Source organism: Halothermothrix orenii H 168 (genome assembly GCF_000020485.1).
GTDB lineage: Bacteria > Bacillota > Halanaerobiia > Halanaerobiales > Halothermotrichaceae > Halothermothrix > Halothermothrix orenii.
Genome location: NC_011899.1, coordinates 2505696 through 2520734, shown reverse-complemented (window position 1 = coordinate 2520734; position 15039 = coordinate 2505696). Strand labels below are relative to the sequence as shown.

13 protein-coding genes are annotated in these 15039 nt (G+C 40.3%); 8 read left to right on the top strand and 5 right to left on the bottom strand.

Annotation, left to right across the window (positions count from 1 at the left end; all coding sequences use genetic code 11):
* Window positions 1-204: 204 nt before the first annotated feature.
* The gene (gene cysE, locus HORE_RS11955) at window positions 205-933 is read left to right on the top strand and encodes a serine O-acetyltransferase (RefSeq protein WP_015924020.1); all 729 of its coding nucleotides are present in this window, start codon (window positions 205-207) and stop codon (window positions 931-933) included.
* A 235-nt stretch (window positions 934-1168) separates the two neighbouring features.
* Here cysE and cysK read toward each other — a convergent pair whose 3' ends face one another.
* The 5 genes from cysK to HORE_RS11925 form a co-directional block, all read right to left on the bottom strand.
* Window positions 1169-2086 (bottom strand): cysteine synthase A, encoded by a 918-nt coding sequence (gene cysK, locus HORE_RS11945; RefSeq protein ID WP_015924019.1) that lies wholly within the window; start codon window positions 2084-2086, stop codon window positions 1169-1171.
* Between the two features lie 576 nt (window positions 2087-2662).
* Window positions 2663-3244, bottom strand: coding sequence for a manganese catalase family protein (locus tag HORE_RS11940; RefSeq protein WP_015924018.1), 582 nt, complete (start codon window positions 3242-3244; stop codon window positions 2663-2665).
* A gap of 21 nt (window positions 3245-3265) precedes the next feature.
* The gene (locus HORE_RS11935) at window positions 3266-3538 is read right to left on the bottom strand and encodes a spore coat protein CotJB (protein ID WP_015924017.1); all 273 of its coding nucleotides are present in this window, start codon (window positions 3536-3538) and stop codon (window positions 3266-3268) included.
* A 17-nt stretch (window positions 3539-3555) separates the two neighbouring features.
* Window positions 3556-3741, bottom strand: coding sequence for a spore coat associated protein CotJA (locus HORE_RS11930; RefSeq protein ID WP_041606154.1), 186 nt, complete (start codon window positions 3739-3741; stop codon window positions 3556-3558).
* A gap of 226 nt (window positions 3742-3967) precedes the next feature.
* The gene (locus HORE_RS11925) at window positions 3968-4747 is read right to left on the bottom strand and encodes an HD domain-containing protein (protein ID WP_015924016.1); all 780 of its coding nucleotides are present in this window, start codon (window positions 4745-4747) and stop codon (window positions 3968-3970) included.
* A 325-nt stretch (window positions 4748-5072) separates the two neighbouring features.
* Here HORE_RS11925 and HORE_RS11920 point away from each other — a divergent pair, with 325 nt between their 5' ends.
* The 7 genes from HORE_RS11920 to HORE_RS11890 all read left to right on the top strand — a co-directional run bounded on the left by HORE_RS11920 (window position 5073) and on the right by HORE_RS11890 (window position 14688).
* Complete coding sequence (locus tag HORE_RS11920; protein WP_015924015.1) at window positions 5073-6083, top strand: LacI family DNA-binding transcriptional regulator; 1011 nt, start codon at window positions 5073-5075, stop codon at window positions 6081-6083.
* Between the two features lie 190 nt (window positions 6084-6273).
* Window positions 6274-7584 (top strand): ABC transporter substrate-binding protein, encoded by a 1311-nt coding sequence (locus HORE_RS11915; protein WP_015924014.1) that lies wholly within the window; start codon window positions 6274-6276, stop codon window positions 7582-7584.
* Between the two features lie 84 nt (window positions 7585-7668).
* Window positions 7669-8544, top strand: coding sequence for a carbohydrate ABC transporter permease (locus HORE_RS11910; RefSeq protein WP_226984168.1), 876 nt, complete (start codon window positions 7669-7671; stop codon window positions 8542-8544).
* A 4-nt stretch (window positions 8545-8548) separates the two neighbouring features.
* Window positions 8549-9370: a carbohydrate ABC transporter permease gene (locus HORE_RS11905; RefSeq protein ID WP_015924011.1), complete on the top strand. Its 822-nt coding sequence runs from the start codon at window positions 8549-8551 to the stop codon at window positions 9368-9370.
* Between the two features lie 33 nt (window positions 9371-9403).
* On the top strand, window positions 9404-12559 hold the full coding sequence (locus HORE_RS11900) for an alpha-mannosidase (protein WP_041606152.1): 3156 nt from the start codon (window positions 9404-9406) through the stop codon (window positions 12557-12559).
* A gap of 78 nt (window positions 12560-12637) precedes the next feature.
* Entirely contained in the window at window positions 12638-13459 is an 822-nt protein-coding gene (locus HORE_RS11895) for a carbon-nitrogen hydrolase family protein (RefSeq protein ID WP_015924009.1), read from the top strand.
* Between the two features lie 86 nt (window positions 13460-13545).
* Window positions 13546-14688, top strand: coding sequence for a glycerate kinase (locus HORE_RS11890; protein ID WP_015924008.1), 1143 nt, complete (start codon window positions 13546-13548; stop codon window positions 14686-14688).
* Window positions 14689-15039 lie beyond the last annotated feature (351 nt).

The following is a 15039-nucleotide window of genomic DNA, read 5'->3' as shown; positions in this document are numbered from 1 at the left end:
TTAAAAGGACTCGCTTAAGGAGCTATCCTGGGTGGGTCCTTTTTTATATACTGAAAAAATTAAAATAACAGTCAAGAAAGTTTGCTAAAAACCTTGCATTATAGCAAATAAATGGTATAATGTATATACAAAACAAAGTTGAGTAAATTGCTAAGGATTATATAAGGTTATATAAGTATATATAAGGAAAGGGGGTTTACCCATATGTTTAAAACCCTTAAAGAAGATGTGAGGGCTGTATTTGACAGAGACCCGGCTGCCAACAATCTTTTAGAGGTTTTATTTTGTTATTCGGGGCTTCACGCCATAATGTTCCATAGAATTTCTCACTGGTTTTATAACCATGGCCTTAAGACCATGGCCAGGTTTATATCCCAGGTGGCCCGGTTTTTGACGGGGATAGAGATTCACCCCGGGGCCCGTATCGGTAAAGGTTTTTTTATTGACCACGGAATGGGTGTCGTTATTGGCGAGACCACTGAGATTGGGGACTATGTTACCATCTACCAGGGGGTAACCCTGGGGGGGACAGGTAAGGAGAAGGGTAAACGCCATCCCACTATCGGTAATAATGTTATGATCGGAGCCGGAGCCAAGGTACTGGGTTCCATAACCATAGGTGATAATTCCAGGATTGGAGCCGGTTCAGTGGTAATAGACAATGTAAAACCCAACTCCACAGTGGTCGGTGTACCCGGGCGGGTAGTGGCCCGGGAGGGTGTCCGGATTCATACTGAACTGGATCTAAACCACCGCCAACTCCCTGATCCTATTGGTGAGACCATTGAAGCCCTGATAAGGCGGATAACAGACCTTGAAGAAGAACTTAAGGAAATAACTTCAGCGACTGAGCCAGAGGAGGAAGAATTAGCTGAAGAGGAGAGAATTAAAGAGAAAATCAAGAAGGTAAGGACAGAACATGCTGCCGGTTAAATATAGCTGTTAAATACAGCTTTTGGTGTAATCTTGTTAAATATAGCTTTTGGGGTAATACCGAAGGTTAAATTCTATAAAGAGCAAAGCCCTGCACATATTTTGGTGCAGGGCTTTGCTTTACGGGAAACTAAAGAAGAAATAATACCCTATAGAAGAAAACTAAAGGAGGAATTAACAACCTTAATATTTATATATAAATATGGGGAATTTATAATGGCTATATTTACGAAACTTATTTGAATAGATCAGTACTTAAATATCTTTCTCCGGTATCGGGGGCGATAACCAGGATAGTTTTATCAGGGTCTACTCCTTTGGCCAGTTTTAGAGCAGCTTTAACGGCTGCCCCGGAAGATATACCGACCAGGAGGCCCTCCTGTCTGGCCAGATTTCTGGCTGTCTCCATAGCCTCTTCATTACCGACTTTAATAACCCTGTCAATTAAATCTGTATCCAGAACATCGGGGATAAAACCGGCTCCAATACCCTGTATTTGATGGGGGCCGGGCTCACCTCCTGAGAGAACCGGGGAATCTTCAGGTTCCACCGCCACTACTTTAATGTTGGGATTGTGTTCTTTTAAAACCTCTCCGGTTCCGGTCAGGGTACCGCCGGTACCGACCCCGGCTACAAAATAGTCTATCTTACCATCAGTATCTTCGAGGATTTCTTTTGCTGTGGTTTTACGATGGATTTCCGGGTTGGCCGGGTTCTGGAACTGCTGGGGCATAAAGTAGTTATCGTTATTTTTGACAAGTTCCCGGGCCCTGTCGATTGCCCCCTGCATTCCTTTATCCCCGGGGGTTAAGACTACCTGAGCCCCAAAGGCCTTTAAAAGCTTTCGCCTTTCAATACTCATGGTCTCAGGCATTGTCAGGATAACATTATAACCCCTGGCTGCCCCGATAAGGGAGAGGCCGATTCCGGTGTTACCACTGGTCGGTTCTACAATGGTGCCTCCAGGTTTTAATTTACCTTTTTCTTCAGCATCCCTGATCATGTTATAGCAGATTCTGTCTTTAATACTGCTTCCGGGATTGAACATTTCCAGTTTGACCAGAATTTCAGGTGAATTTTCAGGGTTTAATCTGTTAAGTTTTACGATAGGTGTTTTACCTATTAACTCCGAGACATTTTTGTAAATAGCCATGTCAGCTATCAACTCCTTTTTTATTTTAATAATATAAAACCAAGTAAATTGATATGTTTTCAGGGTTAATATAATGATAATATGTAAGGAGCACTTTGTCAAGAGGAAAAAGTTGATTTAACATATAAATTATTTGAATTTGAGAAAAATTATTTAAAAAGGGTTTTCTTTGAAGAGGAAGGGCCTGTTATATGTTTTAAATGGGAAAGGAAGAAGGAGAGGAAGAGAAGAGGAAGAGAAGTAACACGGTTAAATGGGAGAGGAAGAGAACTAACACAGTTTAACGGGAAATAAAGTAATATAGTCAAATGGGAGATAGTAATATGGTCAAATGAGAGATAAAGTAATATAGTCAAATGGGAGATAAAGTAATATGGTCAAATGGGAGATAAAGAAATGTAACTATAACAGGGAAGTTAAGCCAAAACAAAAGGACTGCAAGTTAAGACTGCAGTCCAGGTGAGTAAAACATTTTTTTTAATAAAATATAACCGGTCATTCTGTAAAAGTAAATTATTTATTAAGGAATTAGTCCAGAGTAAACACATTAACCCTTTAAAAAATTTTATAATTTATTCAAAATTCGTATTCGTCGTGGTGGTCTTCCATATAGTCATATAAAAGATCCAGAGCTTCCCCGAACCTCTGGAAATGGACTACCTCTCTCATTCTCAAAAATGACAGGGTATCTATAATAGCAGGATCATTGGTCATGTCAATAAGATATTCATAGGTAGCCCGGGCTTTTTCTTCAGCAGCCAGGTCTTCATGGAGGCTGGCTACCGGATCTTCATGAGACTGTATAAAGGCAGCAGTCCAGGGGACACCAGCTGCATCACTGGGATAGTTGGCCCGACCGTGCTGGGCATAGTGGGCACCAAAACCTGCTTCCCGCAGGACCTGAGGGGGAACATCCTTAACGAGTTTGTAAACCAGGGTTCCGATTATCTCCCAGTGGGCCAGTTCTTCAGTTCCAATACTGTTTAAAATAGCTTTCCCTTCCGGGAAAGGCATGGTATACATCTGGGAGAGATATCTTACACCGGCAGATAATTCTCCATCGGGTCCACCGAACTGGGTTATAACCAGACTGGCGAATTCGGGGTCCTTTCTCCGGATATTGGCCGGGTATTGGAGTATTTTTTTATAAGTCCACATATATTAAATTCCTCCTTTCAATTAATAATTAATCTGCCAGGGCCAGGGTTCATCGATATAGGCCCAGGGGTAATCAGCCATGGGGTAGGCTGCGTAAAGTGGCCCATATTCTTCCTGATACTGTCTTTCAAGGTCCTGCAGGCCACGGGCAAATTCATTATGAAGATCCAGAACTCGCTCATCACGAGGATGGGTATTTAGATAAAGGGTAGTTTCTACAACCCCGAATTGGTATTCCATAATTTCCATTAATAATTCAAGGTTGATTGATCTTGTACTTTCTTTTCTGTCCAATTAATTCACCTCCAGTTTTAATAGGTTCTCCCGGGACGATAGGGCATATATAGTTCAGGAAAGAGGGTTCCCTTCTGCAGGGCTTCCTCAAGGGAGAATCTACTGGTATACCTTTGAAAAGGTATATAAGCCCGGGATAGCCTCATTCTATCTCTTCCCGGGTAACGGTCGGGATACCGCTGCATTTCTTTTTTTTCTGCCATAATGATGCCTCCTCTTATTAAAGTTATGGCTTATGATATATATTAATAATATATTAACTGTTTCTTAAAAATGTTAAACAACTTTTTCAGGGAAGTAAGGGCGGGGAAGTTAAGATTCTGGACATTACCTGAAGAGTGAGGCAGGGTGCAGATTATTCCCTTTGCCCTGATTCAATTTGAGAAAGCAGCTTCATCCCTTTTGCAGAAGATAAAGGAGAGGAGGTAGTTATATATGATTCAAATAATCAATTATTTGCTGATAGATGTCATCTGCTTCTGGTGACGAGGACATGGACCGGTAGATCTGGTCTATATAGCCCCGTTTTTTTACTCTGGCAAGGCTGGCTCTGAAGTTGAGGTCATAAACCCAGCCCATCTGCATAAGTTTCATATCATCCCTGGTCTTAAGGGTCCGGTATTTTATAACCTCACCCTTTTTCATCCTTTCATAGACCTCAGGGGTAATACCTCCATCAGGGGAGAGGGAATGGGTAAGTTTATTATTATCGTCATTACTGGAATAATGTCTGGCAAAGATATTCCAGATGTCAAGTTTATCGGCATCCCTGATAAGTCTGGCATATGTTAACCCGGTTTTGTCCTCTCTAAAGGAGGCTTCAGGGATTTCTATTTTATTATGGTATTTGATGGCCCTGTAAATTCTATCTTTATCAACTTCATCCAGCCCCGATAAAAGGTTATTATCAACCATGATTTCAACCCCCAGTTCGGCATGGTCCAGGGACCGGGCATCAGAAAAGGTTTGATAACGATCATATTGTTCAAACCGGCCGATATCATGGAAAAGTCCGATTATTTTTGCCATGGTTACTTGCCTTCTGGGGAGGTTTAAAGACTTACTTAAGTCTCTTATCTCATTTAAAACCCGGTAACTATGATGGTATTTTAAATCGATCTGTTTTTGATCTTCCCGGTCTGGATATTGAAAACCTGATACATACTCATCAAACCAGTTCTTGAGTTCTTTAAATAGATTATGAGGCATTTTTATACATCCTTTCTTTCGTTTCACCGGCCTGTCAATAATAGAGAAGAGATCAGGCAGCAGTGAGCAATAAGGCTTTCCGGTATTATAATATTTTTTTTCTTATACTTTGCATTAAATTTACTGTTATTATACTATAATCATATACTATTTTATGGTTAATCCGGGGTGGATTCAAGCCAGAATACAAATTAATTTTATTTTCAAAAAAAATTTAAAAAAAAGAAGGAATTTTTATTTTTGTCTAGAAATAATATAAGCGTAGAGTAAAGAGCTATATATTTTTTTAATTGCGGGAACGATAACGCATAAAGGATGATTGGTTATGGCTGTGACTATAAAAGATATTGCCAGGGCTGCTGGTGTGTCAAAGACTACTGTTTCCAGGGCTTTAAATAATAAGGGTCGAATTAGTCCGGAAACCAGAGAAAAAATCCTTAAAATCGCTGCAAAAATGAATTACCGTCATAATAAAATAGCTACCAGTTTACGGTCCAATAAATCCATGGTAATTGGTCTAATTTTCCCTGGATTTATGGCAGGCCATTTTTATAGTGAAATTTTTCATGGCATTGAGGCTTACTGTACTGAAAAAGGCTTTGGGGTCTTAATTGGTTGTTCTGATGGATTAGCTCAAAAAGAGGAAGAGATAATTAAATTACTTCAGGAACGCAGGGTTGATGGTATTATAATTGCCCCTACCCATGGGGTTGATCTGGATTATTATCATCAGTTTAAAAAGGAAAAACTGCCTTTTATCTTTATAGATAAATACATACCGGGTATTGAAGCAGATAGAATAGTTGTTGATAATAAAAAAGGTGCCTATCTTGCCGTAACTCACCTTATCGAGAGAGGTCATAAAAAGATTGCTTTATTAAGTGGACCGGAATACCCCTGTACTACAATTGAAGGAAGATTAGAAGGATATCTTAAGGCTCTTGAAGATAATGGTCTTACATATAGGAAAATCATAAAAACAGATAAAAATGTTTATAACCAGAGAGAAAGTGGTTATAAGGCAACAAAGGAATTTATAAAAGATAATGATGGTGTAACCGCCATCTTTGCTATTAACGATAGTGTCGCTATAGGTGCCATGAGGGCAATCAGGGAGGCTGGACTTCGAGTCCCGCAGGATATGGCCATTGTTGGCTTTAATGATGATGATATTTCTTTATATATTGAAAATTCACTTACAACTATATCTGTTCCCAAATATAAATTAGGGGAAAAGGCCGCTCAACTGATATTAGAACGTATTGAGGGGCAGGCCGATACAGGACAGAGGATTATTACCCTGGAACCTGATTTAGTGGTTAGAGATACAACTTAATTTTTTTCCATAATGCGGGAACGATAACGCAAATTGAATATTTTTTGAAAATATAGATGATTGATTAGTGCCATAAAATTGATTGAATTTAGCCAATAAATGAACACTTTAAGGGGGTGAAATATTTAGAAGCAATCATGATATTTTGAAGATTTAGTGAATTATTAAAAACTCAAAGGGGGATTAAAAAATGCTTAAAAAAAGTAAAATTATTGCCGGAAGCTTAGTAGCGCTTTTCTTAATGGTTGTAATCTTCGGTGGTGTTGGTCTGGCTAAAGAAAAGGTTAAACTGACAGCAACTTTTGCAGCACCCAAGGAACGCTGGGACTGGCTTGTTGATAAAGCCTTACCTGTTTTAAAGGCAAATCACCCTGAACTTAATATAGAGTTTGAATATGAAGTGTTACCATATGATAAAACCCATGATAAGTTAATTACCATGATGATAGCAAATACCCCTAGGGACTTAGTTTCAGTAGATGGCATCTGGCTTGGAGAGTTTGCCCAGGGTGGTTTACTTAAAGATATTACCGAAGAAGTAAAAGAATGGGGCAGGATGGATGAATATTATGCGGTTAATCGTGAGGGTAGCAAATATAATGGCAAATATTACGGTATCTGGTCCTGGACAGATGCCAGGGTTCTGTGGTACTGGCCTGATTTATTAGAAAAGGCCGGGGTTGAACCGGAAGATTTAACTACCTGGGATGGTTATATAGCTGCAGCCGAGAAATTAAATAATACATTACAGAATGAAGGTATTGAAGGTGTTCACCTGGTCGGGGCCCCTCATTCACCTGACATGTTTTTCCCTTATCTCTGGATGAATGGAGGTAAAATTCTTGAAAAACGTGATGGCAAGTGGTATCCTGCCTTCCATAAAGAAGCCGGTATTAAAGCCCTGACCTTTATTAAGAGGCAGGTTGAGGCCGGTATTAAGCCACAGAAACAGCACTTCTGGGGCCAGGAGTTTGCCGACAAGAGGTATGCGGTTATGTTAGAAGGAAGCTGGTTAGCCGGTAAGTTTTCTAAAAATATAACAAAAGAGGAACTGGAAAATAAAATTGGTATGTTACCATTATTCCCTACTCCCTCAGAAGAGGTTGATACTGCAACCATGGCTGGAGGATGGGTTCTGGCAATACCAAAAACAAGCCGGCATCAGGACCTTGCCTGGGAACTGATGGAGATTATCCAGTCTCCTGAAATTATGAGTCAATTCCTGGCTAAATTTGGTTACTTACCAACCCAGCGGGTTATTGCTGAAAATCCTGAATATAATAAAGTACTTATAGAAAGTATTCCTTTCTTTGATAAATATACTAAAATACTGCCACTGGCCCATGGTAGGCCTAATATTCCTGAGTATCCCCAAATATCTGAAGCTTTAAGAATTGCTATTGAAGAAGTTTATTACCGTGGTGCTGACCCTGAAGTAGCTTTAACTAAAGCCGCCCAGAAAGTAGCCCGTATTCTGGGTTGGCCTGGTCTGGTAGATTAAAAGAATTTGAAATAAAGGGCAGCTATTTTGCTGCCCTTTCAAACTGGTTTATTGTAATAGATGATAATAGTTAGGAGGAGTAATATGGGGAGTAATAAAATGAAAAAATATGTTCCATATTTTCTAATAGCTCCAGCCTTTCTGGTTTTATTGTTATTAATGGTTTATCCCATAATCTGGAATATATACTTAAGCTTTCATGATGTTACATTAATTAAATTAAACAGGGCATGGGAGCCGGTGGCCCTTAGAAATTATTTTAATGTTATTACTGATATGTATTTCTGGGAATCAATGTGGGTAACCGGTAAGTTTGTTGTTGGTTCGGTGGTAGGTCAATTGGTATTTGGCTTAATACTTGCCCTCTTATTACACAAAAAGGTAAAAGGTAGCGGAATGTTCCGGGTTATTTATATTATTCCCTGGTTATTATCTGATGTTATAGTTGGTTTTACCTGGCAGTGGAGCTATCATGAAAAGTTCGGAATGATAAATACATTATTGGGAAAACTGGGGATACCAGCCATTGACTGGTTGGGTAATCCTGATATAGCCATATGGGCCATTGTTATCACTAATATCTGGTTTGGGACACCTTTCACAATGCTGTTTCTGGGATCAGCTTTAAATACTATTAGCAGGGAGTTATACGAAGCGGCCCGGGTTGATGGAGCCACCAGATGGCAACAATTCTGGTATGTAACTATACCTGCTCTAAAGCCTTTTATTGCTACCAACCTTATTTTACTAACCATGTGGACTGTAAACCTTTTTGGCCTGCAGTATGTAATGACCGGTGGCGGTCCCTTATTCTCGACAACAACCCTATCATTGTTTATGTATAATAATGCTTTCGAATATGGCAAACTGTCAATCGGGTCATCGATAGGTTTTATTTTGCTTATAATTAATGCCATTGCTGCTTATTTCTATGTTAAACTGGTACAGAGGGAGGGTTAATACATTGGCGAGAAAGAAGATATATATTTATATTGGGTTGATTTTGTTTGCTTTAATTGCACTGGCTCCGATATTATGGGTTTTCACGACATCGTTAAAACCCGCATCTGAAGCCATGGAATTTCCACCCCGGTTAATTCCCAATAAGGTGACCTGGGAGAATTATAAATTTGTGTTTACAAATAGCTATCTGGTTAGAAGCCTTATTAATAGTTTTATTGTGGTAATACCGAGTGCTTTTTTCAGTGTTTTAATTAGTGCCCTGGCAGCCTATGCCTTTGCCCGATATAAGTTTAAAGGGAAGGATACTTTATTTAGAATTATGCTGGGACTATTTATGATTCCTGTTCTGATGAATATTATTCCCCTTTATATTAGTCTCCAGAAATTAAACCTATTAAACAATTACCTGGGATTAATCTTAACTTATCAGGTATTAATCGTCCCCTTAAATATCTTTATGTTAAAAAATTATTTTGAAACCATACCGGTTGAATTAGAAGAGGCAGCTATGATAGACGGATGTTCCCGTTTATCAGCCCTGACTAAAGTTGTATTACCCCTGGTATGGCCAGGTCTGGCTACAGCTTCAATTCTATCATTTAGATTTGCCTGGAATCAGTTTCTTTTCCCACTTACTTTCACCAGTCAGCCTGAGATGCAGGTTTTCCAGGTTGCCATATATAACTTTATGGGTCTATATCAGGTTAACTGGGGTTATTTAACAGCCAGTATTGTTATTGGGATGGTTCCTATATTAATCATATTAATTATTTTCCAGAGAAGGTTTGTTGAAGGGCTGACAGCAGGGGCTGTAAAAGGTTAAGCTGTAAAAGGATAGATAGAAAGGATGAAAAAAATGCCTGAGGTAACAAATGCACACATAATTTCTCATACCCACTGGGATCGGGAATGGTTTTTAAATAGTAAATATACCAATGAATGGCTGGTACCTTTTTTTGACTCGTTATTTGATATGCTTGAAAAAGAAGAGGATTATAGATTTATACTGGATGGACAGACCCTGATGGTAGAAGATTATCTGGCTGAACTTGAGAAACAGGGTAAAAATAGCAGCAAGTATAAAGAGAAATTAAAAAAATACGTTAAAAAAGGGCAGATAATAATAGGTCCGTATTATCTTCAACCAGACTGGCAGTTATTAAGTGAAGAATCACTGGTTAGAAACCTATTAATCGGACATAAAGTTGGGAATGAGCTGGGGGGAGTAATGAAAACAGGTTGGTTATTGGATAATTTCGGTCAGATTTCCCAGGCTCCCCAGATTCATAAACTCTTCGGCCTGAAAGGGCTTTTCCTGTGGCGAGGTGTGGAAATGCCTCCGACTGATATTGACTCTGAATTTATGTGGAAAAGCCCTGACGGCACGGAAATGGTCTCAGTATATTTCCTCAGCAGTTATCGTAATGCCATGAGGCTGGCCGAATATAAGGAGATGTTCAAAGAACGGATTGAAAATGAAGTTAATAAAATCAGTCCCTTTGCCACAACTTCTAATGTTCTTTTAATGAATGGTTATGACCAGGAGATGATACCGGACAACATTTTACCTGAACTGGAGAATTTATCTCTGGAGGGTATCAGGGCTAAACAGAGTACTCCCCCTGAATATATTGATGCCATTAGCAAAGAAAATCCGGATTTAAAGGTATTGGAAGGAGCTCTTTATAGCGGGCGTTATATTTCAGTATTTCCGGGTATTCTCTCAGCCAGGATGTACCTCAAATTGAAAAATGACCGCTGTCAGAGGGAGCTTACAAATTATGCTGAACCTTTATCAGCCTTATCCTGGCTTATGGGCGGAAACTATGAAGATGATACCTTCTTAGAGGCATGGAAAACTCTACTCAAAAACCATCCTCATGATAGTATCTGTGGTGTCAGTATTGATGATGTACATACAGATATGGAAGAGAGATTGGCCAGGGCCTACTCTATAAGCCGGAGGTTGACTGAAAGAGGAGTGGAAGAATTAACTTTAAATATAAAGACAGAAATCAAAGATGACGAAAAGCAGCCATTTGTGGTCTTTAATACTTTCCCATCGGGACGGGGAGGGGTAGTCAGCTTAGATTCAACCGGGGATAACTGTATTGTAACTGACTCCACCGGGAAGGCTTTACCCACTCAGAAGGGAACCGGGGGTAACCACTATGTTTATCTAGATGATATTCCCGCCACAGGGTATAAAACCATTTATCTGGATGAGGGTTCTGATAGCTTTAATGCTGCCAATTACACTGGAGACTATGACCGGCTGGTGGTTAAAGATAACTGGATTGAAAATAAATACCTGGCTATAGAGATAGAAAGTGATGGTAGTTTAAATGTTTTTGATAAGGTAAACCAGGAACATTACAGTGGCCTCGGTGTTTTTGTTGATGATGCCGATGCTGGAGATACCTATAATTATTCTTATCCTGAAAATGACCTCAAGATAACCACCAGAAATCAAAAAGCAGATATAGAAATTGTCGAGGCAGGGCCTTTAGTAGCTACAATCAAAATTAGTCAGGTTATGAAATTACCCGCTTCCCTGAGTGAAGACAGGAAGACAAGGTCTGAAGAGCTACTTGACCTTCCTGTAGTAAACTGGGTGAAGGTAAAGGCCAACTCTCCTCGAATTGAGTTTAAGACAGAGGTGAAAAACACAGTTAAAGATCACCGGTTACGGGTATTATTTCCCACAGGAATTGATAGTAAATATTCATATGCCGGAACCCAGTTTGATATTACCAGGCATGAAATTTACCCCGGGGTCAGTGATGATAGTGAGATACCGGATAATGTCAAAAGAATCATCATCGGGGCCCGGGAATCAGAACCAATTACAACCTTTCCCCAGTGCTATTTTGTAGATATTAATGATGGAGATAAAGGAGTGGCAGTTTTAAATAAAGGTTTACCTGAATACGAGATACTGCCGGAGGATAATATTATTGCCCTGACCCTCTTCAGGTCAGTAGGCTGGTTGGCCAGGGGAGATTTACTGACAAGGGTTGGTGATGCCGGACCCGTAATCTATACCCCTGATGCCCAGTGTTTAAGGGAGATGACCTTTGAGTATTCCCTGTATTTCCACAAGGGTGATTGCCTCCAGGGAGAGGTATACCATCAGGCCCGGGACTATAATAATGAGCTGCTGGTTATCAAAACAGAGCAACATGAAGGAGTTTTACCACCTGAGAACTACTTTATTAAACTACACAGTCCTGATAATGCCCTGCAGGTTACTGCAATAAAGAGATCCGAAGATGGAGAAGGTCTTATTTTAAGGCTTTTCAACACAGGGGATAAGGAGGTATCAGGGACATTAACTACCTCCCTTGATTGTAGTAAAGCTTATTATGCTAACCTTAACGAAGAAGTTGAAGAGAAAATATCTATTGATAGAAGTAATGAACTATCAATAAATGTAAAACCCAGAGAGATAAAAACAATAAAGATGGTACTTGAGTCCAGTAATATTCTTGATACCGGCAGGGCAGGGGAGACAGAAATTATAGAAAACAGGTCTGCACAGACTGACTTCAGTCAATATAAATCCCTGCCAATTGTAGAAAAAGAGGATATTGAAAAAGAGAAAATCCGGCTTCAGAGAGTAGAGGAGAAACTTAATCAGTCTATGAAACGGGTGGAAAGCCTTAAAAATAAGCTGGATAAAGCCACTAACCTGTCATTAGTAGAACTGGCAGAGCTTGAAGCTGAATATCATCAGGCCCGGGGAGATGTTACCAGCTACAGGCGAGCCGCTTTAGAGGCCAGGCTTTCGGTGGTCCTGACAAGGAAAAAATACCTGACCCTGTACAGGAAGGATGAAGAAGGATATAAAGAGGCTATGGATAAAATTGATGAGGAACTAAGAGAAATAGGATATGCCCTAAATCAGGCCAGAGTAGATAAAAGGGTTTATGAATATATTGTTGAATATTATCAGCATAGATTAAAATTAGCAAAGGAAAGTTGTTTAACTGAATCAGGCCATTTGTCCTGACTTTCCGGGATTCTGTTCAAAAATCAATTGATACTATTCTATATTATAAAATTACCTGACTGTAAAGGGGTAGTGATTATGGAAAAAGTTGTTATTGGTGCTGTCCAGATGGCAAGCAAACTGGCTGATAAAGAAGGTAACATTAAACAGGCCTTAACTTATATTGCGGAATATGGAGACCGGGCTGATATACTTATTTTCCCGGAATTATTTACAACAGGTTATGACCTTGATATTGTAGGAGATGACTACTATTCTCTGGCAGAGAAAATTCCAGGAAGGACTACAGAAATATTCAGTGAATACGCCCGGATGTATAAAACGGCTATTATTGGGAATATGGTTGAAAGGGATAAAAATGTCGGGGAAATTCTATATAATACCACCTTTGTTATTGATAAAAAGGGTGACTATACAGGTAAATACCGCAAGGTACATGTTTACCCGGCAGAATTTACTTACTTTAAAAGGGGTACTGAGTTTCCTGTATTTAACGTAAACGGGGTAAAGATTGGTCTGGCGACATGTTATGACCATGGATTTGGAGAGATGTTCCGCATTCTGGCTAGAAAAGGGGCTCAAATAATATTTATTCCCTCAGCGATACCTAAAGGTTATGAATATCTGCTAAAATTAAGAACCAGGGCCCGGGCCCAGGATAATCAGCTGTTTACAGTGGCTGTTAACAGTGCTGGCAAAACCCCCAATTCCCATTTTTGTGGTAATAGTATGGTTGTTAACCCCCGGGGTGAAATTATACAGGAAGCTGATGACGGGGAGGGTGTTTTCCTCGCCGAACTTGACCTGGAGTTGATTGAGAGGGAACGAAAGCAGGAACCCCTCATCAGGGACAGTGCCTTTGATTTATACATGAAAGAGTATAAGCGGTTTTTAGAGTAACCAATGAATAATATGAATGATTACCAGGCATCCTTCAGTGGTGCCTGGTTCATTTTATCCATTTTATTAAGCTGGAGGTGTATTATATGAAAGTCTTAATTGCTCCTGATTCCTTTAAAGGGAGCTTAACAGCTCTGGAAGTGGCGGAGAGTATTGAAAGGGGTATCAAAAAGGTAATTCCCGGGGCTGAGATAATAAAAGTCCCGATGGCCGATGGTGGTGAAGGGACGGTCCGTTCCCTGGTAGATGCCACCGGGGGAGAGATAGTCTATGAAGAGGTAACAGGTCCCCTGGGGGATAAAGTCAAAGCCTGTTATGGGCTTCTGGGGAGTGGCGAAACTGCTGTAATTGAAATGGCTACTGCCTCTGGCCTGCCTCTGGTGCCACCTGAACAGGCTGACCCCGGTAAAACCACTACATATGGAACAGGGGAGTTGATAAAAGCAGCCCTGGATAAGGGTGTTAAAGAACTCATTATTGGTATCGGAGGTAGTGCCACCAATGATGGAGGGATGGGAATGGCCCAGGCCCTGGGGGTCAGTTTTCGTGACAGCAGGGGCCGGGAACTCGGCTCTGGAGGGATTGAACTGGCAAGGCTTGAAAAAATTGACTTAAGTGCCCTTGATTCCAGGATTAAAGGGGTTGATATCAAGGTGGCCTGTGATGTGAATAACCCCTTATATGGTCCGGATGGAGCGGCTTATGTTTATGCTCCCCAGAAGGGGGCCGACCCGGAAATGGTTGAAGAGCTGGATAGAAATTTAAAACATTTTGCCATTATCGTTAAGCGGGAACTGGGAATCGACCTCCAGTCGATACCGGGAGCCGGAGCAGCCGGTGGTTTAGGAGCAGGCCTTGTGGCCTTTACCGGGGCTGAATTGAGATCCGGAGTGGAGATTGTTATGGAAGCCAACCACTTTACCGATAAATTAAATGGGGTAGACCTGGTTATTACCGGGGAGGGTAAAATCGATGGACAGACCATAACCGGAAAGACGCCCATCGGAGTGGCCCGGAAGGCAAAGGAGAGGGGTATTCCGGTTATTGGTATAGCGGGCACCCTGGGAGATGATGCTGACCTGGTCCTTGAAGAGGGAATTGATGCCATCTTCAGTATCATGGAAAGGCCTGTTACCTTAAAAGAGGCCCTCAAGTATACAGAAACCTGGTTGGAAAGTACCGCTGCCAGTATTATGAGGTTGATAAAAAATATTAGCCATTTTTACTAATAATTTCCCTGGTCTCAAAACCGGATGATGACTTCCGTCTCACTGGCCCTCCAATTTCCAATGAGAGGTTGGGCCAGTCCTGTCTGAACCTTGAGGGTGATTGTGTTCAATTATACGGGCTCAATTACTGGTAAAATAAAGAAATCTACATATGTATAAAAAATAAAGGAATATTTAAAGGAAAAGAGAATATATATTTATAGTGGTATAGTCCACATGTTATCTATTCCACCATAATAATACTTGTTCTCCAGGGAAAGGTATAACCATAAAAGAGTATAGCTATAACAGAGTTTTTCACAGTGCCTGGTTTTAAGATGCCATTAAAAATCTATTATTGTAAATTTTTAT